The organism is Corallococcus sp. AB018, from assembly GCF_003986945.1.
GTDB classification, from domain to species: domain Bacteria; phylum Myxococcota; class Myxococcia; order Myxococcales; family Myxococcaceae; genus Corallococcus; species Corallococcus exiguus.
The window spans coordinates 31096-48755 of sequence record NZ_RAWR01000012.1 but is presented as its reverse complement, the minus strand read 5'-3'; the positions used below and the strand labels follow the sequence as shown (position 1 = coordinate 48755).

Genomic DNA, 17660 nt, shown 5'->3' with positions numbered 1-17660 from the left:
CCGAACGGTGTTCATAAAAAGCCGGTCCGTTCAATTTTCCGGGAGAGCGACATGGAAACGGTGGCGTTGTTCGGCGCCTCGGGCGTCATCGGTCAGTCCGTGGCGCGGGCGCTCCAGGCGCAGGGGCGGGCCTACCGGGTGGTGGGGCGCTCGGAGGGCAGCCTGCGCAGGGAGTTCGGCGCGGATCCGCGAGCGGAGGTGGTGATGTGGAATCCGGAGGACCCGGCCTCCATCCGGGCCGCGGCGCGGGGCGTGCGGACCCTCATCTACATGGTGGGGGTGAACTACTGGCAGTTCCACCTGCACCCGGAGTTGATGCGCCGCACGTTGGACGCGGCCATCGCGGAGGGCGTGGAGCGGGTGGTGCTCATCGGCACGGTCTATCCCTACGGCCTGCCGCGCACCGCGACGGTGACGGAGTCCCATCCGCGCGAGCCGAATTCCTACAAGGGGCGCATGCGCAAGGCGCAGGAGGACCTGCTGCTGGAGGCGGACGCCGCGGGAAGAATCAAAGGCACCATCCTCCGGCTGCCGGACTTCTACGGGCCGGGCGTGGAGCGCAGCTTCCTGTACCGGGCCTTCGTCGCGGCGAACCAGGGCAAGCGCGCGCCGCTCATCGGGCCGCTGGACACGCCGCATGAGTTCGTCTTCGTGAACGACGTGGGCCCCTTCGTCACCGCGCTGATGGACGAGCCGCGCGCGTACGGCCGCTTCTGGAACCTGGCGGGCGCGGGCGCCACCACGCAGCGGGAGATGGTGAAGGAGATGTTCGCGCAGGCGGGCCACGCGCCGAAGACGATGGCCATGGGGAAGGGGATGGTCCGGTTGGCGGGCCTCTTCGATCCCTTCATGCGGGAGCTGGTGGAGATGTACTACCTGCTCACGAACCCCGTGCTGATGGACGACTCCGCGCTGCGCGGCCTCTTGGGCACGGTGCAGAAGACGCCGTACGCGGAAGGCATCCGCCAGACGCTCGCGGCGCTGCGCCGCGAGCAGGAGGCGAAGGCAGGTCCGGCCCGGGTCGCCGCGACGACCTGAGCCGGAGCGCTCACGCGGGCCGGGGCGCCGGAGGACGCGTGGGGCCCAGGCCGCGCTCCCGCGTGCGTTCGTTCGCCAGCCGCTGCCGGTGGCCCGCGAGCAGGTCGCTGCGGGTGAGGATGCCCACGACCTGCTGGGGCTGCGCGCGGGAGACGACGGGCAGGCGGCCCACGCCCTCGTCCATCATCAGGTCCGCCGCCTCGCGCAGGGAGCTGTCCTCGAAGACGACCGCGGGCGGCCGCTTCACCACGTCTCGCAGCCGCCGGCCTTCGCTCGCGAGGCCATCCAGCAGGTCCCTGCGCGTGACGACGCCCACGAGCGTCCCTTCCCGGGACACGACGGGGAAGCCCTGGTGTTTGGAGCCCGAGGCGTCGGACGCAAGCCACGTGCGCACCTCCTCCAGGAGCATGTCCGCCTGCAGCGTCACCACGAGCTTGAGGCCGTGGTCGCGCACGAGCGCCGTCCCCAGCGCGTCCGCGCCCAGCTCCGTGGGGATGCGGGCGCCTCGGCGGGCCAGCTTCTCCGTCATGATGGAGTGCCGCATGAGCAGCGCGGACACCAGGTAGGACGCCGCGCAGCCGGCGAGCAGCGGCAAGAGGCCCAGCGGCTGCCGCGTGGTTTCAAAGGCGAACACCACCGACGCGAGCAGCGCGCGTGACGCCCCCGCGAAGAGGGCGGCCATGCCCACCAGCGCCGCGACGCGCACGTCCACGCCCAGGCTGGGGAACAGCTGCGTGGCCAGCAACCCCAGGCCGGAGCCCAGGCCGCCGCCCAGCGTGAAGATGGGCGCCAGCGTTCCTCCTGAAGTGCCGCTCCCCAGCGCGACGGACCAGGAGATGAACTTGAGCGCGCAGAAGACGAGCATCGCCGTCCCCACGAAGCGGCCGGACAGGATGTCCTCGATGTTGGTGTAGCCCACGCCCAGCGTGCGCGGGGACACGAAGCCCACCACGCCCACGACGATGGCGCCCAGCGCGGGCCACCACATCCAGTGGATGGGCAGCTTCTCGAACATGTCCTCCAGCCAGTACACCGCGCGCGTGCACGCCACGGAGGCTGCGCCGATGAAGAGGCCCATCACGCCGTAGAACGCGAGCGCGCTGCCGGACGGAGTCGTCAGGTCCGGGATGGCGAACGCGGGCGCGCCGCCCATGAAGGCGATGCGCACGCCGGTGGCGGTGGCGGTGGCCAGGGCCACGGGGATGACGGAGCGGGGCTTGAACTCGAACAGCAGCAGCTCCACGGCCAGGAGCACGGCGGACACCGGCGCGCCGAACGTGGCGGCCATGCCCGCGGCGGCGCCCGCGGCGAGCAGCGCCTTGCGCTCGTCCGCGGTGACGTGGAGCACCTGTCCCAGCAGCGAGCCCAGCGCGCCACCCGTGGCGATGATGGGCCCCTCCGCGCCGAACGGGCCGCCGGTGCCGATGGCGATCGCCGCCGACAGGGGCTTGAGCAGCGTCATGCGGGGCGGGATGCGGCTCTGGTTGAACAGCACCTGCTCCATGGCCTCCGGGATGCCGTGGCCCCGGATGGCCCGCGAGCCGTAGCGCGCCATCAACCCCACGATGATGGCGCCCGCCACGGGCACCAGGATGACCCAGCCGCCCAGCGTGTTGTCTCCGGGCGACACCGGCTGCACGGACAGGCGCCCGAAGAAGGCCAGGTTGGTGACGAAGTGGATGAGGGAGCCCAGCCCCTGCGCCACCAGGCCCGCGAGGACCGCGAGCACCACCGCCATGCCGCTGATGAGCACGGTGCGGGAGTCCACCGACACGGAGACGGGAGGGGTGCGCAGGCTGGCGAGCGCGGGGCCCATCGACGGGGCCACGGGGAGGCTGGAACGCGCCTCCGCGCCCTCGCCCAGGCCCTCTTCGATGCGTTCCCCATCAGGTTTCTTCATCGGTGTGCTCCTGTGTCTTTCCGCGCCGCGAAGGGCGCGCGTTTTCTTCCTCGAAGAAGAGCGGGGCCACGTCCCCGTCGAGCCCCAGGGCGCGCACCCATGCGTCCAGCCCCTGGACCAGTCCCGCGCGCACGTCGGGCTTCATCCCGCGCAGCCCGGAGATGAGCCGGGCCTGGGCCATGGGCGGCGCCTTGCGGATGAGCGCGCGGCCCTTGGGCTCCAGCGCCACCTCCACGCGGCGGCCGTCCTCGTCGGAGCGGCGGCGGCTCACCAGCCCCTGCTCAATGAGCCTGGTGACGACGACGGACACGCTGCTCTGGTGCGTGAGCGTGCGCTCCGCGAGCGTATTGATGGAGCAGGGCCCGCTCTCCGCCAGTTCCTGGAGGATGAAGAGTTGGGCGCCGCTGATACCGACCAGCCGTTCGGAAGCGCGAGCGGAAACTCGCAGCAGCCGTACCAGCCGCCGCACGCCGTCCATGGCCGCGCGCACCTCTCCGGATACCTCCGGGGGTGGTGGCGGCCGATTTGTATGGGAGCCCATATAACTGCCCGCAACCTACGGAGCAGGGGAGGCGGACACAAGCGAAAGTGCGGGGGTGCCTGGCTGCCTGGGGGCTGGGGAGTGGTTCACCGTCGGAGCGCACGGCCGGTACGTGTCACGACAGGAACGACAGCGAGGCCCGGACATGAAGCCCGGGCCTCGCGAGGAAACGGACCGCGGCTCAGGTGCCGGCGGTGAGGGACTGCTCGGCGGCGGGGTGCTCCTCGCTGCACACCTGCGATGCGTCCTCGGCCTGGCGGGCCTCGGCTCCGGTCACGGATGCGGTGGGCTCGGAGACCGCCGCGCCGGCAACGCAGGCGTAGCCGTAGTACTCAGCACAGGTCATCTGCTCCGACCCAATGTGACACAGCACGTTGCAGTCGGGCAGCCAACAGTCGATGCACTGGGGCGGAATGGCAAGGGCAGCCGTGGGGGCCAGCGACACCACAGCGGAGAAAGCCAACAGCGACTTCACCAGAGTGCGCATGCGTGCTCCTCGTGAGGGAACGGCGCGGCCACTGTGAACCTGTTTCCCAGACAAGTAAATGCATGTCATTGGGAGGGTTTGTCATCACCCTGGGCTGAAGCGTGTTGTTGGGAAACTTTCCTGCGTGACGGTGCAACGCCTTGCGTCGCGGGCGGCGGCACTGACGCGCTGTCGCGTTGTGCCAAGAGCCAGTCCACGAAGAGGCGCGCGGCAGGACGCAATCGCCGGTGCGCGGGGTACACCACGAAGTAGCTGGCGCGGGTGGGCACGATGGGCCCGGGCAGCCGGATGAGGCGGCCGTCCGCGAAGTAGGGCGTGGCGATCTTCTCGCGCGCCAGCGCCGCGCCCAGGCCCTGCACCGCGGCCATCAGCGCGCCGGTGGTGTCGCTGAAGCTGTAGCGCTCCTCGAACCTGGCCCCGCGCACGCCCGCCGAGCGGAACCAGTCCTGCCAGCCCTGACGGCTCAGGTCCGCGATGAGCGGGAGCTTCGCCACGTCCGCCGCGTCGCGCACGTGCTCGATGCCCGCGAGCCGCGCCGAGGCCACGGGGAACAGGGCGTCGTCCATGAGCGGCTGCGCGCTGAGGCCGGGCCAGGGCCCCTGGCCGTAGCGGATGCCCAGGTCCGGCCCGCCCTCGTCGAAGCGGGTGAGCGCCATCTCCGTGTCCACGTGGATCCGGATGCGCGGATGCCGCGTGGTGAACTCCGGCATGCGCGGCAGCAGCCACGCATAGGCCAGCGAATGCACCGTGGTGACGCGCACCACGGCGTCCTCGTCCCGCGAATGCTTGAGGCCCCCGAGCACGTGGTCCATGTCCGACAGGGCGTTGCTGGCGGCGTCCGCGAGCTGGCGCCCCTCGGCCGTCAGCGCCACGCCCCGGGCATGCCGTTGGAAGAGCGCGACGCCCAGGCGGTCCTCCAGCTTGCGGACGTGGTGGCTGACGGCGCTCGCGGTCAGGTGCAGCTCCTCCGCCGCGCGGGCGAAGTTCTGGTGGCGGGCGGCGGACTCGAAGGCCGCCAGGGCGGGGAGTAGGTCGGTGTGAAGGGGCATGGGGACGAGCCTCAAATCTGGCTCATGTCTGACACGGAAAGGATGCGCTTGTGAAGAAAGGGCCTCGGCGTGAAGAGAGGGCCAGACAGAAGTCAGATTCCTTCCTCGTACGAGGGGGCCGCCATGAGCGCATCCGTTCCCACCCATCCCCAGGCCGTGACTCCCACCTTCAACCGGGCGTGGCTCACGCCGCTGGAACTGGGCGGGTTGGCGGCCATCTGGGGCACGTCCTTCCTGTTCCTGCGCATCGCTGCGCCGGCCTTCGGCCCCATTCCCCTGGTGGCGCTGCGCCTGGTGCTGGGCGCGGCGGTGCTGATGCCCTTCCTCTGGCGCGCGCGCTCGGCCCTCCGTCCCGCGCTGTGGCCCCGGCTGGCGCTGGTGGGCGTCGTCAACGCGGCGGTGCCCTTCACGCTGTTCGCCTGGGCCGCGCGGCAGGCCCCCGTGGGTGTCGGGGCCATCACCAACAGCATGGCGGTGCTCTTCACGGCCCTGGTGGCGTTCCTCTTCTACGGCGAGCGCATCGGGGGCCGGCGCGCGGTGGCGCTGTTCGTGGGCTTCGCCGGGGTGGTGGTGCTGGCCAGCGGCAAGGCCGCGGGCACGAGCGTCGCCTGGGCCGCGGCGGCGGGGACCACGGGCGCGTTCCTCTATGGCATCGGCTCGAACCTGGTGCGCCGCCACTTCACCGGACTGCCAGCCGCCGCGGTCGCCGCCGCCACGCTGGCCTGCGGCGCGGTGCTGCTGCTGCCCTTCGCGGTGGCCACGTGGCCCACGGAGCCCATCGGCATGCGCCCCTGGCTGGCGGCGACGGCCCTGGGCGTCATCTGCACCGGCTTCGGGTACGCGGTGTTCTACCGCCTCATCCAGCGCATTGGCGCTCCGCGCGCCGCCGTCGTCACCTACCTGGTGCCGCTGTTCGCGCTGACCTGGGCCTGGCTGCTCCTGGGCGAGCCGGTGACGCCCACCATGCTGGCGGCGGGCACCCTCATCCTGGGGAGCGTTGCGCTGGGACAGGCTCCCGCGGCGCCGAAGGCGAAGTGAGGCGTCAGCGCCGCTCGAACTTCCAGATGCGGTAGCCGTCGCGAACCGGCTGCATGAACCGCCGGACGAGGAACGCCGGGACGCGCTTCCCGGCCAGCTCCAGCGCGCGTTGGGGCACGGAGGTGGAGGACGCGGCCGTGTAGCCCGCCTCCAGGAAGAGGGACTCCGGCGTGTCCGTCATGTCCCGGAAGGACGCGCCCATGCTGGCGAGCACCGCGTGAATGTCGGCGCTGTACTCGCGCTGGAAGCTGGCGCGCATCAGGTCGCAGTACACGGCGTGGTGGGGGAACACCTGCTGGAGCACCGTGAGCATGTCCCGGCGCTGCGCGGTGGACAGGTACATGAGCACGCCCTCGATGATGACGTGCGTGCGCCGCGAATCCTGGTACGGCTCAAGCTTCCGGGCGAGTGACTCCGTCCCGAAGTCGATGGGGAGCCGCTCGAGCGGATTCTTCGCCTCCGTCACCGGCAGCTTCGCGTCCTTGAGCGTGAGGATGGCGGGCTCGTCCACCTCCAGCCACCGGCCTCCACGCAGTCGGTAGGCCCGCGTGTCGAAGCCCGCGCCCAGCACCACCACCCGCGCGTCGGGAGCGCGGTCCAGCTCCTCCTGCACCAGCGCGTCGATGATCCGGTGCCTCGCGGCGTTGCTCGCGTTGGGCCGGTCGAAGGACTGGAATCGTGTCCAGATCCGCCGCGCCTCGTCATCCATGAAGCGGGCCGCGAAGGTGTCATTGCACAGCGGCCGCGGCTTGCGCGCGTCCTCCGCCCGGCAGGCCAGGGTGTAGTACGCGGTCTTCGAGATGGCGTTGGCCATGGTTGGGGCTCCTTGAAACCTGCGCGCAGCTTGCATGAGATACGCGCTTTCTCGAAAGGTTGGTCCAGATGCGATTCGTGATGGCGCTGGGTGTGGTCGCGTTGGGTGCGGGCTGTGCGCATGCTCCAAAGCCGGCGGACCCGGCGGCGCGAGCGCAGCAGCTCTCGGCGGAAGCAGAGCAGGCCTATGAGGCGCTGGACTTCGAGCGGTGCGCGGAGCGCTTCCGCGCCTCCGGAGAAGCGAGCGGGGAGGGGCCGGACCGCGCGGACTCCCTCTATCGCGCGGCGGGGTGTGCCTCGCTCGCGGGCCACACGGACGCGGCCGTGGAGGTGCTGAAGCAGGCGGTCCAGGGTGGCTACTTCGACGCGGATCACCTCGAATACAACCCGGAGCTGGCGGCGCTGCACACGCTGCCCGCGTGGAGCGGCATCGTGGCGGAGGCCCGCGCCAACCTGTCGAAGGCGCCCGAACCTCCGTTCCCTGTGATGACGCTCATGGGGGTGGATGCGTTCGGTTCGCGGAAGGTGGACCGCGAGGCGGTTCAGCGCGTGATGGGGCTGGAGTTGGGCAAGCCCATCGTGCACAGCGCCGCCGTCTTCAAGCAGAAGGAGGCCGCGCTGCGCGAGCAGTACGGCCTCGCCTACGCCCACGTGGGCATGTCCATCTACTTCGCCGATGAGCGCAAGGGCACCGCCTATGTGGTGATGGACATGGTGGACGCCGAGGACGCAGCCCGGCTGCGCTTCCTGCCCGAACCCAAGGGCCACCCCGCCGATCCAGAAGGGCTGGTCGCCCGGTGGGACGCGTACAAGGAGCGCCTGAACATGCTCCAGATGATGGGCAAGCTCGCCGAGGACTCCAGCTGCAAGGTGGCGCACTGCATTGGTGGGTTCGGCCATCCGGACCTCGCGGCCTACGAACCGGAGTTCCTCGCGAAGGTGCCCCAGCAGATGGACGCGCTGAGCGCCGTCCTGCGCGAGGAATCGGACCCGGGGAAGCGAGGCGCGGCCGCGTCCCTGATGGCCTACGCGCCTACGGCCGAGGAGACCGTGAAGCGGCTGGAGCCCTTCATTCGGGATCCGGACTACGGGGTGCGCAACAACGTGCTGCGCGTGCTGACGGCCACGCAGGAGGCCGCGACGAAGCCGCTGCTGGACGTGGCTACGGTGGCGGACGCGGTGGCGCTGCCAAACTCGAGCGACCGCAACAAGGCGACCTATCTGCTGACCTACCTTCTGGCGGACCTGCCGCCGGAGGCCCTGAAGGCACAGCGGGCCGGACTGCTCCGCCAACTGGGGGAGCGGCTGGTGGAGATGTCCGCGCTCCAGATACCCATCAACAGCGAGCCTGCGGTCCTGGTACTGAAGCAGCTCTCCGGTGAGCAGTACGAGACCGCCGAGGAGTGGCGCGCTTGGCTCGCGCGTCAGCCGAAGACGGAAAGGTAGGGGACTGCTCAGTCCCCGACGACGACGGAGACGGGCGTGGAGAACTGCCGCACGATGCAGTCCTCCGCGCGCCCGTCCTCCCACGCCAGCATCGCGAACTCGGCCGGTTCATCGAGCGCGATGATGGGGTGGTGCCACACGCCCTGGTGGTAGTTCACGCCCTGGCCGGGGCCGCAGACGAACGCCACGAGCCCGTCCAGGTCGGGCCCGCCCGAAGGCGCGGTCGGCGCGACGCACACCAGGAAGCGCGAGCAGCGCATGGGCAGGAACGCCTGGCTGGACTGGGGATGGTGTTCCAGCAGCTTCACGGTGAAGGGAAGCGGCTGCGGCACGGAGCGGAACACCGCGAGGTTGGGCTTCGCACCCGGCCGGCCGTTCTCCAGCCGCGCCGACCAGTCGAAGCGCACAGCGGTGCCCTGGTTCGCCGAAGCGCCGCTCTTGAGCCCGGCGGACACGACGTCGCCAAAGGGCGCGAAGCCCTCCTGCGTCAGGGGCAGGGCGACGATGGAGCGGAGCGGGGCGGAAGCGTCCTTCATGAGAGGACTATAGGAGCGAGTGCCAGGACCGGCGTATCGGGCTCGACTTCCAGCTCCCCACCGGCGAGTCCCCCGGCAGCGCGAGCCGCCTCGCCATGGCGCACGACACGGACTGGGACGTCACCTACGGCGAAGAGCTCCGCCTCGGCGGCGCCTGATTCCGAAGGGCTCCCACCCCACCCCCGGTAGTCCTGATTCAAGGAGAACACGTCTCTTTCTTGACATCACGCGTCTAGACCTCTAGAGGGGATGAAAATGAGAATGCCTATCATTTTCATGTCCGGGCCCCCGTCCCGGCTGAAAGGGCAGGCGCTCATCCCCCCACTCCAAGAGGCCACTGCCGATGAAGCATCTGTTTGCCTTGCGTTCCTTGCGACTCTCCACCGCGGCGATCGCCCTGACCCTGTTCGCGGGCTGCGGCGACGACGAAGAGGAAGGAACGGACACGGACGGTCCGCTGTACGCCATCACCACCCAGATGCTCGCGGAGGATCCCTCCGACAGCTACGTCCTGGTGACGCCGGACGCGGAGAAGGCCGCGTCGCTGTCGCTGGACGGCGCCATCAAGATTTCCGGCCGCGCGCTGGGCGTGGGCATCCCCAAGACGGGCTCCGTCTACGTGGTGAGCGACGAGAGCGCCACGGTGACCCGCTACAAGCTCAACAGCGCCGGCAAGCTGGAGGCCTCGGGCACCGTGAGCTTCAGCGCCCAGGGTGTGACGTCGCTGGGCGAGTACCAGGCCAACTTCCAGTTCGTCTCGGAGACGAAGGCGTACTTCTTCGACGGTAACGCCGCGAAGATCGTCATCTGGAACCCCACGGCGATGACCGTGACGGACACCCGCTCGCTGGACGCCCTGGTCCTCCCGGACACGGTCATGGCGTTCTCCGGCGCGGTCGTGCAGACCGGTGGGCAGATCATCATGCCCGTGGGCTGGAGGCCGGTGGAGGGCAGCAGCGTCACGAAGAAGGCGGGCGTGGTCTCCATCGACACGGCGACGGACGCCGTCACGCTCGCGACGGACGACCGCTGCGGCTACACGCACGACGCCGCGCTCGGCACCGACGGCAAGGTCTACATCGCGACGGAGGCGTACGGCGCGGCGTCGCGCCGGGTGGTGGGCGCGGACTCGCCGGAGCCCTGCCTGCTCCGGTTCGATCCCACGACGCGGGACTTCGACAAGACCTTCTACCGCTCGCTGGCGGAGCTGGTGGGCGGTGGCACCGCGGGCGCGCTCATCCCGAGCCACACGCCGGGAACGGCGTACGTGCGCGTGCTCGATGAGAGCATCACTCCGGTGTCGGAGGGTTCGCATCCGCGCACGCTCGCGAGCGGCACCGGCTGGCAGTGGTGGGAGCTGAACCTGGCCACGCTGACCGCGACGCGGAAGGCCGACTTCCCGTCCACCTCCGGCAGCGTCTTCCTCTTCGAGTCGGAGAACCAGACGCTCTACACCGAGTTCGGGGCCGGCGCCTCGTCCACCACCTTCCGGGTGCTGGGCGACAACGGCAAGGCCACGGTGAAGACGCCGGGCCTGTCCTTCTCCTTCCTCCAGCTGCGCTAATCCCAGGACCCAAGACCATGAACAGCAATTCGATGCGCCACGCGGGCGTGTTTGTCATTGCGCTGTTGGGGGCGGCGTCCGCCTTCGCCACCAGCACGGGCATCAGCGGCAATTCCGGCAAGGACACGGCGACCTGCAACACGTGCCACAAGGGCGGTGAGGCCCCCACCGTGGAGTTCGAGGGCCCCTCGACGCTGGAGAAGGGCGCCACCGGCCAGTACACCCTCATCATCCGGGGCGGGACCGCGAAGACGGGCGGCGCGGGCATCGCCGTGGACGACGCGGGGGCCAGCCTCGTGGCCGGCACCGGGCTGAAGAAGCTGGGCAGTGAGCTGTCCCACTCCGCGCCCCAGCCCTTCACGGGCACGGAGCTGCGCTTCAACTTCTCGCTCGTCGCGCCCGCCACGGACGTGACCCTCAACCTCTTCGGCGCGGGCAATTCGGCGAACGCGGACCAGAAGAGCGACGGCGACCGCGCGGCGGCCACGAAGCTGAGCATCAAGGTGGGCAACGGCACGCCGGTAGTGCAAGAGCCGGGTGGCGACGAAGACGAGGGCGGGGGCTGCGCCGCCGCGAGCAGCGCTCCGTTCTGGGCGCTCGCGCTGGCGGGCCTGCCGCTGGCGGTGATCCGCCGTCGCCGCCAGAGCTGAAGCACCCCCGGTCGTCTTGAAGTATCGGGCCCCTTTCTCGCATGCGTGGGAAGGGGCCTTCTTTTGCGTCAGTCCGTGAAGGAACCGGGCTCCTTGCTGAACCCCGCCTTCGCATGGTGCGCCAGCCGCTCCGAGCGCGAGGCGTGCTCCAGCGCGGCGATGATGGCCTTCTCCGCGTCCGGCCCCCATTCCTTCACCTTGGCGGGGTCCACGCCCTTGTCCTTCACGTACTTCTCCAGCGCGGCGGCGGCGACCTTTCCGCCCGACCCGGCGTTGACCGCCAGGTCGGTCATGATGGCATTGCCGTACTCGCTGGTGACGACGTCCTTGAGCTTCAGCTTCGCGCTCTTGGGATGGCCCTCCGCGTCCTTGCCCGTCACGGACACCGGCCTGTCGCGGGTGCCGGAGATCTTCCCCTCGTTGGCGAACTTGATTTGAGCCTGCTGCATGGCCGGGTCGGCGCCCGCGGCCATGAAGATGGCGGACAGCTTCACGTCGGTGCGGATGGCCTCGGCCGCGGCGACGCCCTTGAGCACCGTGCCGTCCGGCCGGGTGAGCACCACGCCCTCCTTGCCAATGTCGATGCCGAACTTGCCGAAGCTCTTCTCGTACTGGGCCGGGTCGGTCGTCTTCAGGTCCCGCATGAACTCGGCGAGCGTGCCATTGCCATTCTTACCGAGCGTCCACTGGGTGAAGCCCCACGACACGCGCCCGATGTCCCAGGTGTTCACCTTGCTGAAGGTGCCCTCCAGGCCGGAGATGGACCCGAGGACCTTCTGCCGGTCCTCGCTGATGCCGCTCTTCTCCAACTGGGACGTGACCTGCGCGGCCGAGTCCCCGGAGACGGCGCCGCCATCCACCGCGTTCCACGAATTCGTGTAGGCCGTCTCGCGGCCATCCCGCATGCGCACGGTCGTCCCATTCACGGTGACGTCCGAGCGGGTCTGCTTGACGCCGACCATGGGCGCGTACGCGTCGACCCGAGCGAGCAGCCCGTCCTTCACGGTCTTCATCCGGGCCTGCGCGTCGGTGACCTTCGCCTTCGCCGCGTCGAGCGCCGTCTTCTGGGACTGCCGGAACGTCTCCGCCTCGGCGGGGTCCTTGGGAACCTTCGCCTTCTTCTGCTTCGCCTCCAGCCCGGCGAGCGCGCGTTCGGAGACCTTCACCGCCGCCTTGGCATCGCGGAGGGCGGGATTGTCGCCAATGTTCTTCCTGAGCCACTCCTTGACCTTCTCGCCCTCGGCCTTGACGGTCTCCTCCGCGGCCTTGAGCTTCTCCTGCGCGGCCTTCTTCGCGGGCTCGGTGGTGGCCGCGTTGACGGCGGCCTCCGCCTTGTTGCGCGCCTCCACCGCCTTCTTCAACGGGGCGTAGGCCTTCGCCTTGGGGGGCTTCAGGGTCGCGACGTTGCGGGGGATGAGGTCGTTGAGCTCGACGGCGTTGCCGCGCTGGAGGGTGCCCTCGTCCTTGGCCGTCACCTGGATGGCGTCGAGGTTCTTCTGGATGTCGCTGACGGACGCGGCGGCGACCTTCGTGGTCGCGGCGGCCTTGGTGGAGGCCTGCACTGGCGCGGAGGGAGCGGCCGGTGCTTGGGGCTGGAGCGCAGTGAGCGCGCGCTTCAGGTCCGCGCCCTCGAGCTCCAGGTGGAGCGCGTCTTCCAGAGGGGTACTGGTCAGCTTCTCGTACTTCTCCGCCACCTGCTTGAGCTGGGATGCATCCAGGCACTCCAGGACCTCGAAGACGGCGGCCTCGTCGGTGCCCCAGATGTCATCCATCGCCGTCTTGAGCTTCGCCGCGGCGGTGTCCACGGCGCTGGTGGGGGCCGAGCGCTTCGTGGCCCCCGCGGACGCGGACATCGGGTTGAAGGAGAAGCCCTGATGGGAAGGGGGCCGCCCTCGAATCTGATCCGCCAGGCGCTTGAGCGTCGCGCCGGAAGCGCCGCCTGCCACGGCCTTGAGGAGGAAGGTGCGCTCCGCGTCCGCGTCGGAGCGGGGTGAGGCCTTGGTGCTGACCCCCGCCTTCGACAGCAGGCCCGACAGCTCCTTCTGTTGCGCGGGGCTGAGTCCGCCCACCGCCGAGGCGATCGCGCCCGCGTCGGCGGGGGGCAGGCCGCTCGAAAGCGCCTTCAGCAGGGCCTGCCGCGTGGGGCCCTCCGGGAGCGCGGAGAGCTGCTGCTCCGTCTTCCGCTGCGCTGGAGACTTCGCGCCCGCCGAGACCGCGGCGGCCATGGACGAAGTGGCGCTGGAGGGGCGCGAGGGCGCCACGGTCGCGGCGGAGGGCGCCTGCGTGACAGGCGTGTCCACACTCGCGACGCGCGTCGCCTTGGGGCCAGGGGAGCCGATAATCTTGACCATGCGGCCCCGAGCCTAATGCACTGTCAACGTGTCTGATATCCGGCCGCCGGACAGGGGAGGGCCCTGTCCGGCGCGTCAAAGCCGGTTACTTCGCGGCGACGGTGGACTCGCCCAGGATGTTGAAGGTGCTGGCGGCGGCCTTCACGTCGATGGAGGAGAAGCCGGTGTACGGATAGTGGCCGTCGCCGATGTCCTCGACGATCTCCAGGAAGTCGCCGCTGATGCGCTTGCCATCCACATCCAGCGTGAAGGCGTCACCGGTGCCGCGGAAGGTCCAGCTGCAGGCGCCCGGGGCGACGCGGCCGTACATGCTGCTCCCCATGCCGTGGTTCTTGAAGCCGAAGTCGTACCGCGTGAGCCCGATGTGGATCTGGTACCACACCGAGCCGACGCCGTAATCGGGCTCGAAGTAGTGCGAGTTCATCAGCATGTTGCCGCGCCACAGGTTGACGGTGAAGGGCGAACCGCCCGACCGGCCCGTGAACGAGGGCCGCAGGGTCACCTGATCGCGGTCCTTGCCCGGCTGGACGCTGATGGTGCTGACCACCTGGTCGCCGTCACGAGCGGCGAGCGTGAAGCCCTGGCCCGCGGCGCCCACGCCACCCAGCTCCGTCTTCAGCACCCAGTCGACGGCGCGAGGGAACTCGCTGGAGAAGCCGTCCGTCTTCACGTTGGTCAGGTTGGACACGGCGATGCTCTTGCCGGTCTTCGTGAGCGTCGCGCGGCCCGTCGCGCAGTTCTTGATGCCCTCGAAGCCTTCGATACAGGTCCGCTCGGCCTTCGCTTCCTGCGTGGCGAGCGAGTCACCCGTGCTCGTGGTGGGCTCTTCACCCTGGCAGCCCGCGGCCGTGACACTCAGGAGCGCGGCCGTCAGCAGGCGGCCCGTCAGCTTCATCATCATGGAGAGATCTCTCGTAGGTGGGGGATGACTGCGTGCCGGTCCCGGTAAAGCCCGGCGCGGGTCGTTCATGCACTCACCGAGCCACCCGTCGACCCGGTGGCTCCTCCTCTGGGCAGGGCGCCGTGAGGCCAGTCCGCGTGGCGTGTCAGGTCACAGCCGGACGCGCTGAGTAACCCGTCGTGTCACACGGGAGCGGAGGGAGCGAGCCCCGGGTTCCCGGTCGGGACAGGGCCGGAAGGACGCGGCGCGCCCCGCCCCCTCCCTGCCATCCCGGCCGTCCGTCTCCACCGTGAGTGAAGGAGGCAAAGACTGTCATGGCGCAGGGATATTCCATCAACATCGGTTTGAACGCGGTGGATCCGAAGCACTACGCGGGCTGGGATGGCCAGCTGCAGGCGTGCGAAGCGGACGCCGAGGACATGGTCAGCATCGCGAAGGCGCAGGAGTTCAGCCGCGTCCGCCCCTTCCTCACGAAGGACGCCACGCGCGCGAAGGTGCTGGCGGAGGTGGGCGAGGCGGCGTCGGTGCTCCAGGCGGGGGACCTGCTGCTCTTCACCTACTCGGGGCACGGCGGTCAGCTCCCCGACATGAACGGGGATGAGGACGACGGGCTGGATGAGACGTGGTGTCTGTATGACGGGGAGCTCGTCGACGACGAGATCTACCAGGCGATGGGGAAGCTCAAGGCGGGCGTGCGGGTCTTCATGCTCTCCGACAGCTGCCACAGCGGTTCGGTGAGCAGCGTGGCCTATGCGGCCCTACGCTCCAGCGGCAGCCTGCAGCTGTTGGCGGATTCGTTGCGGAGCACGGAGCCCACGGAGCGGCGCTTCAAGGAGATGCCCCTGGGCATCGAGCAGCGCACGTACCGCGACAACAAGGCGATGTACGACGCCATCCTGAAGGGGCTGCCCAAGGAGGACCCGAGGCTGACGCTCAAGGCCACGGTGCTGCTCATCTCCGGCTGCCAGGACAACCAGCTCTCCAGCGACGGCGTCCACAACGGCCTCTTCACGGCCAACCTGCTGCGCGTGTGGAACGGGGGGAAGTTCAAGGCCAGCTACCCGACCTTCCACCGCCGCATCCTGGGCCTCATGCCGCCCATCCAGTCACCGGCGTACTCCGTCATCGGAGTCCCCAGCCGCGAGTTCGAGCGGCAGATGCCATTCCACGTCAGCTGATGCACGGCGGTGGGTCTCAGTCGATGTATCGCTCGGTGCGGGCACCATCGAGGTGCCGCACGCGAACCTTCGCGAGGAGCTCGAGCGGCATGCGCCGGGCGTTGACGCCCATCCGGTCGCGGGCGGGGTCGAGCGAAGCCCAGTGCGAGACACAGCCGCAGTGCGCGCAGCGGTGGAAGGCGATCTTCTCCTCGCCCCACTGGTACGTGTCCTGGGCCGCTACTTCCGCTCGAATGTGGACCTGGCGGGGCGCGTAGTACGACCACAGCACGCCGTAGCGGCGGCAGATGGAGCAATTGCAGTCGGTGACAGTAGTCGGCTCGGACTCCACCTCGAGTGAGGCGCGACCGCAGTGACAGGTGGAGAGAATCATCACGGCCCGAACGTACTGTGAACAGTGCAAGCACACCAACCCCTGGGCTGTCAGCACCGGGCAGGGGTGGCGTATGATTCCTCTCATGAGAGGCCTGATCGTCCTGCTGTGTTCGTGCTGGTGGCTCAGCGCGATTCCCGCTCACGCGGAAGCACCGGCGCCCGCCGACATCGAGCGCAAGCTTCGAACGTTGCTCACACGCTGCCTCGCGGGGACCGATGAGTGCCAGGAGTTCGACTTCCGGGTCCCAGCTGAAACGGAGGACATGCAGCAGGTGGCCAGGAGCGTGAAGGGGCTCATCGACGAGCTTGGCGAGCACGGCGGCGCGGAGGTGCTTCCACTTCTCTGGCAACTGGATGCACGAGGCTCCTTCGACGCGATGCAGGCCCGCGAGGTCATCCAGACGCGGTCGATGCTCCGGGCCCTCGCCACGCGGTCCTGCGCTCCCCCTTCCAACGAAGAGATCGCCGCGGAACGAGCCGGCCTGGGCGACTTCGCGGTCCTCCGTGCCCAGGGCGGGAAGCTCGTCGCCGTGCGGCCTACGCCGGAGGAACTCGAGGACCTCTCATACTTTCTTGTCGCGGTCCGTGAGGCAGGCCCGCCGGTGGGGGAGACTCACGAGCCCGGTGGTGACTGGCGCAAGCCGGCGCAGGCCAATGCGTCGCTCGACGCTGCCGATGCGGAGCTGCGGTCCGCCCGCCTCCGAGGCGACATCCGGGGCATGGACACCGCCGCACGGCGCTACCTGGTGCTCCTTGGCTATCCCGCTCCCCTGAAGGCGTCCGAAGAGAACGCCTACGGCTGGCACGGTTCCCGCTATGCATCGGTGATGCGGGAGTGGGCCGCGGTGCAGGAGGACCTTGGCGCGTTCAGTGAGGCCGCGGCCCTCTATCGCCGCACCAGTCCCGTCGATGGCGCCTGCGGGACGGGATGGGAAATCACGCTGAACGAACAGATCCTCGGCGTCATCCGGACCACCGAACAGCACGCGGGCTGCCGTGGCATCGTCGCCGAGCGGCTCCTGGACGTCGGAGACCGGTACTGGGGAGACCTGGCCGCGTCGCCACCCTATGGGCCGACGCGGCTGCGCGAAGCAGGCTTCGACGTGGCGCGGCTCTACCGGGGCGCCCTGGTGACACGTCACCGGGACCTCCCGCCGGAGGAGTTGAAGCGGGTGCTCTCCGCGGCTCCGGAGCCCTTGCGAACGGACGCCCTCCGGCGGCTCCAGCAGCGCGGACCGGAGGCGTGGGAGAAGCGCGTGCTGGCGCTGGAGGGCTTCGCGGATGTCGGGCAGCGTGACGCGCTGGATCCGCTGGCTGCCCTGGCCTTGGACTCCCTGGGGGAGACGCAGCACCGTGCGGTCGCCGCGCTCGGCATTCTCGCGGGGCGGCCCCGGTCAGACCCCTGTTCAAAGAACCATGTCCTGGGCGGCGGATCCGGCGAAAGGCGCCCCATCCGCATGCTGGGGGATCAGTGCGCAACGGCGCTGAACCCGCAGGAACGGGATGCCATGGCGACACGACTCCTGCCGCTCCTCAAGGCGAAGGATGGGCAGACCCGCGAGGTGACGGCGAAAGCGCTGGGCCAGCTCGGCTCGCCGTTGGCTGCTCCCCAGTTGCGGAAGCTGTCCAAGGATCCGTACACGCGAGGTGGCTACTTCTCCGAGGACCACACCCGGACGTATCCGCGCTACCCCGTCCGGGAAGCCGCGGCTGATGCCCTGAGTCAGCTCAAGCCGTAGCCCTGGGAGCGATGAGGCTCCACGCCCCATCGCTCCCTTCATGTCAGCGACGAT

The 17660-nt window shown here is 69.6% G+C and carries 16 protein-coding genes; 7 read left to right on the top strand and 9 right to left on the bottom strand.

Translation table 11 applies throughout. The features are described from left to right. Window positions 1–51 precede the first annotated feature (51 nt). Window positions 52–1038 carry an NAD-dependent epimerase/dehydratase family protein gene (locus D7Y11_RS04615; protein WP_126933115.1) on the top strand — a complete coding sequence of 329 codons (987 nt, stop codon included), beginning with the start codon at window positions 52–54 and terminating at the stop codon, window positions 1036–1038. A 10-nt stretch (window positions 1039–1048) separates the two neighbouring features. Here D7Y11_RS04615 and D7Y11_RS04610 read toward each other — a convergent pair whose 3' ends face one another. The 4 genes from D7Y11_RS04610 to D7Y11_RS04595 all read right to left on the bottom strand — a co-directional run bounded on the left by D7Y11_RS04610 (window position 1049) and on the right by D7Y11_RS04595 (window position 5015). Next, window positions 1049–2938 carry a chloride channel protein gene (locus tag D7Y11_RS04610; RefSeq protein ID WP_126933114.1) on the bottom strand — a complete coding sequence of 630 codons (1890 nt, stop codon included), beginning with the start codon at window positions 2936–2938 and terminating at the stop codon, window positions 1049–1051. After that, window positions 2925–3428 carry a MarR family winged helix-turn-helix transcriptional regulator gene (locus tag D7Y11_RS04605; protein ID WP_233597469.1) on the bottom strand — a complete coding sequence of 168 codons (504 nt, stop codon included), beginning with the start codon at window positions 3426–3428 and terminating at the stop codon, window positions 2925–2927. Before D7Y11_RS04605 ends, D7Y11_RS04610 begins: the two co-directional genes overlap by 14 nt. Window positions 3429–3660: 232 nt before the next feature. Then, entirely contained in the window at window positions 3661–3966 is a 306-nt protein-coding gene (locus D7Y11_RS04600) for a hypothetical protein (RefSeq protein ID WP_126933113.1), read from the bottom strand. Between the two features lie 65 nt (window positions 3967–4031). Continuing rightward, window positions 4032–5015 (bottom strand): LysR substrate-binding domain-containing protein, encoded by a 984-nt coding sequence (locus tag D7Y11_RS04595; RefSeq protein WP_126933112.1) that lies wholly within the window; start codon window positions 5013–5015, stop codon window positions 4032–4034. 123 nt (window positions 5016–5138) lie between these two features. Between D7Y11_RS04595 and D7Y11_RS04590 the strand changes: the two genes are divergently transcribed. Continuing rightward, window positions 5139–6053 (top strand): DMT family transporter, encoded by a 915-nt coding sequence (locus tag D7Y11_RS04590; RefSeq protein ID WP_120577911.1) that lies wholly within the window; start codon window positions 5139–5141, stop codon window positions 6051–6053. A gap of 4 nt (window positions 6054–6057) precedes the next feature. Here the strand turns inward: D7Y11_RS04590 and D7Y11_RS04585 are convergent, their stop codons facing one another. Next, window positions 6058–6867: an SAM-dependent methyltransferase gene (locus tag D7Y11_RS04585; protein WP_158641890.1), complete on the bottom strand. Its 810-nt coding sequence runs from the start codon at window positions 6865–6867 to the stop codon at window positions 6058–6060. 68 nt (window positions 6868–6935) lie between these two features. Between D7Y11_RS04585 and D7Y11_RS04580 the strand changes: the two genes are divergently transcribed. After that, the gene (locus D7Y11_RS04580; RefSeq protein ID WP_120577913.1) at window positions 6936–8312 is read left to right on the top strand and encodes a HEAT repeat domain-containing protein; all 1377 of its coding nucleotides are present in this window, start codon (window positions 6936–6938) and stop codon (window positions 8310–8312) included. Window positions 8313–8320: 8 nt separating this feature from the next. Here the strand turns inward: D7Y11_RS04580 and D7Y11_RS04575 are convergent, their stop codons facing one another. Then, a complete protein-coding gene (locus D7Y11_RS04575; RefSeq protein ID WP_120577914.1) occupies window positions 8321–8848 on the bottom strand; it encodes an ureidoglycolate lyase in 528 nt (175 codons plus the stop codon). A gap of 343 nt (window positions 8849–9191) precedes the next feature. Between D7Y11_RS04575 and D7Y11_RS04570 the strand changes: the two genes are divergently transcribed. Together D7Y11_RS04570 and D7Y11_RS04565 are read left to right on the top strand one after the other, a co-directional pair. Beyond that, window positions 9192–10412, top strand: coding sequence for an MxcI protein (locus D7Y11_RS04570; RefSeq protein ID WP_120577915.1), 1221 nt, complete (start codon window positions 9192–9194; stop codon window positions 10410–10412). A gap of 17 nt (window positions 10413–10429) precedes the next feature. Further along, window positions 10430–11062, top strand: a complete 633-nt coding sequence (locus D7Y11_RS04565) for an MXAN_6652 family MXYO-CTERM-anchored protein (RefSeq protein ID WP_120577916.1) — start codon at window positions 10430–10432, stop codon at window positions 11060–11062. 68 nt (window positions 11063–11130) lie between these two features. Here the strand turns inward: D7Y11_RS04565 and D7Y11_RS04560 are convergent, their stop codons facing one another. Beyond that, the gene (locus tag D7Y11_RS04560; protein ID WP_126933110.1) at window positions 11131–13413 is read right to left on the bottom strand and encodes a hypothetical protein; all 2283 of its coding nucleotides are present in this window, start codon (window positions 13411–13413) and stop codon (window positions 11131–11133) included. An 85-nt stretch (window positions 13414–13498) separates the two neighbouring features. Further along, a complete protein-coding gene (locus D7Y11_RS04555; RefSeq protein WP_126933109.1) occupies window positions 13499–14314 on the bottom strand; it encodes a hypothetical protein in 816 nt (271 codons plus the stop codon). 314 nt (window positions 14315–14628) lie between these two features. Here D7Y11_RS04555 and D7Y11_RS04550 point away from each other — a divergent pair, with 314 nt between their 5' ends. Beyond that, complete coding sequence (locus tag D7Y11_RS04550; protein ID WP_120577919.1) at window positions 14629–15492, top strand: caspase family protein; 864 nt, start codon at window positions 14629–14631, stop codon at window positions 15490–15492. A 16-nt stretch (window positions 15493–15508) separates the two neighbouring features. Here D7Y11_RS04550 and D7Y11_RS04545 read toward each other — a convergent pair whose 3' ends face one another. Beyond that, entirely contained in the window at window positions 15509–15865 is a 357-nt protein-coding gene (locus tag D7Y11_RS04545) for a GFA family protein (RefSeq protein ID WP_126933128.1), read from the bottom strand. An 85-nt stretch (window positions 15866–15950) separates the two neighbouring features. Between D7Y11_RS04545 and D7Y11_RS04540 the strand changes: the two genes are divergently transcribed. Then, window positions 15951–17606 (top strand): hypothetical protein, encoded by a 1656-nt coding sequence (locus D7Y11_RS04540; protein ID WP_126933108.1) that lies wholly within the window; start codon window positions 15951–15953, stop codon window positions 17604–17606. The last annotated feature ends 54 nt before the right edge of the window (window positions 17607–17660 follow it).

What these genes read in the sequence shown, in the direction of transcription:
- D7Y11_RS04560 (WP_126933110.1), bottom strand. Translation starts at nt 13,413, where the DNA reads ATGGTCAAGATTATCGGCTCCCCTGGCCCCAAGGCGACGCGCGTCGCG.
- D7Y11_RS04540 (WP_126933108.1), top strand. Translation starts at nt 15,951, where the DNA reads ATGAGAGGCCTGATCGTCCTGCTGTGTTCGTGCTGGTGGCTCAGCGCG.
- D7Y11_RS04570 (WP_120577915.1), top strand. Translation starts at nt 9,192, where the DNA reads ATGAAGCATCTGTTTGCCTTGCGTTCCTTGCGACTCTCCACCGCGGCG.
- D7Y11_RS04590 (WP_120577911.1), top strand. Translation starts at nt 5,139, where the DNA reads ATGAGCGCATCCGTTCCCACCCATCCCCAGGCCGTGACTCCCACCTTC.
- D7Y11_RS04575 (WP_120577914.1), bottom strand. Translation starts at nt 8,848, where the DNA reads ATGAAGGACGCTTCCGCCCCGCTCCGCTCCATCGTCGCCCTGCCCCTG.
- D7Y11_RS04580 (WP_120577913.1), top strand. Translation starts at nt 6,936, where the DNA reads ATGCGATTCGTGATGGCGCTGGGTGTGGTCGCGTTGGGTGCGGGCTGT.
- D7Y11_RS04595 (WP_126933112.1), bottom strand. Translation starts at nt 5,015, where the DNA reads ATGCCCCTTCACACCGACCTACTCCCCGCCCTGGCGGCCTTCGAGTCC.
- D7Y11_RS04550 (WP_120577919.1), top strand. Translation starts at nt 14,629, where the DNA reads ATGGCGCAGGGATATTCCATCAACATCGGTTTGAACGCGGTGGATCCG.
- D7Y11_RS04610 (WP_126933114.1), bottom strand. Translation starts at nt 2,938, where the DNA reads ATGAAGAAACCTGATGGGGAACGCATCGAAGAGGGCCTGGGCGAGGGC.
- D7Y11_RS04565 (WP_120577916.1), top strand. Translation starts at nt 10,430, where the DNA reads ATGAACAGCAATTCGATGCGCCACGCGGGCGTGTTTGTCATTGCGCTG.
- D7Y11_RS04555 (WP_126933109.1), bottom strand. Translation starts at nt 14,314, where the DNA reads ATGATGATGAAGCTGACGGGCCGCCTGCTGACGGCCGCGCTCCTGAGT.
- D7Y11_RS04615 (WP_126933115.1), top strand. Translation starts at nt 52, where the DNA reads ATGGAAACGGTGGCGTTGTTCGGCGCCTCGGGCGTCATCGGTCAGTCC.
- D7Y11_RS04585 (WP_158641890.1), bottom strand. Translation starts at nt 6,867, where the DNA reads ATGGCCAACGCCATCTCGAAGACCGCGTACTACACCCTGGCCTGCCGG.
- D7Y11_RS04545 (WP_126933128.1), bottom strand. Translation starts at nt 15,865, where the DNA reads ATGATTCTCTCCACCTGTCACTGCGGTCGCGCCTCACTCGAGGTGGAG.
- D7Y11_RS04600 (WP_126933113.1), bottom strand. Translation starts at nt 3,966, where the DNA reads ATGCGCACTCTGGTGAAGTCGCTGTTGGCTTTCTCCGCTGTGGTGTCG.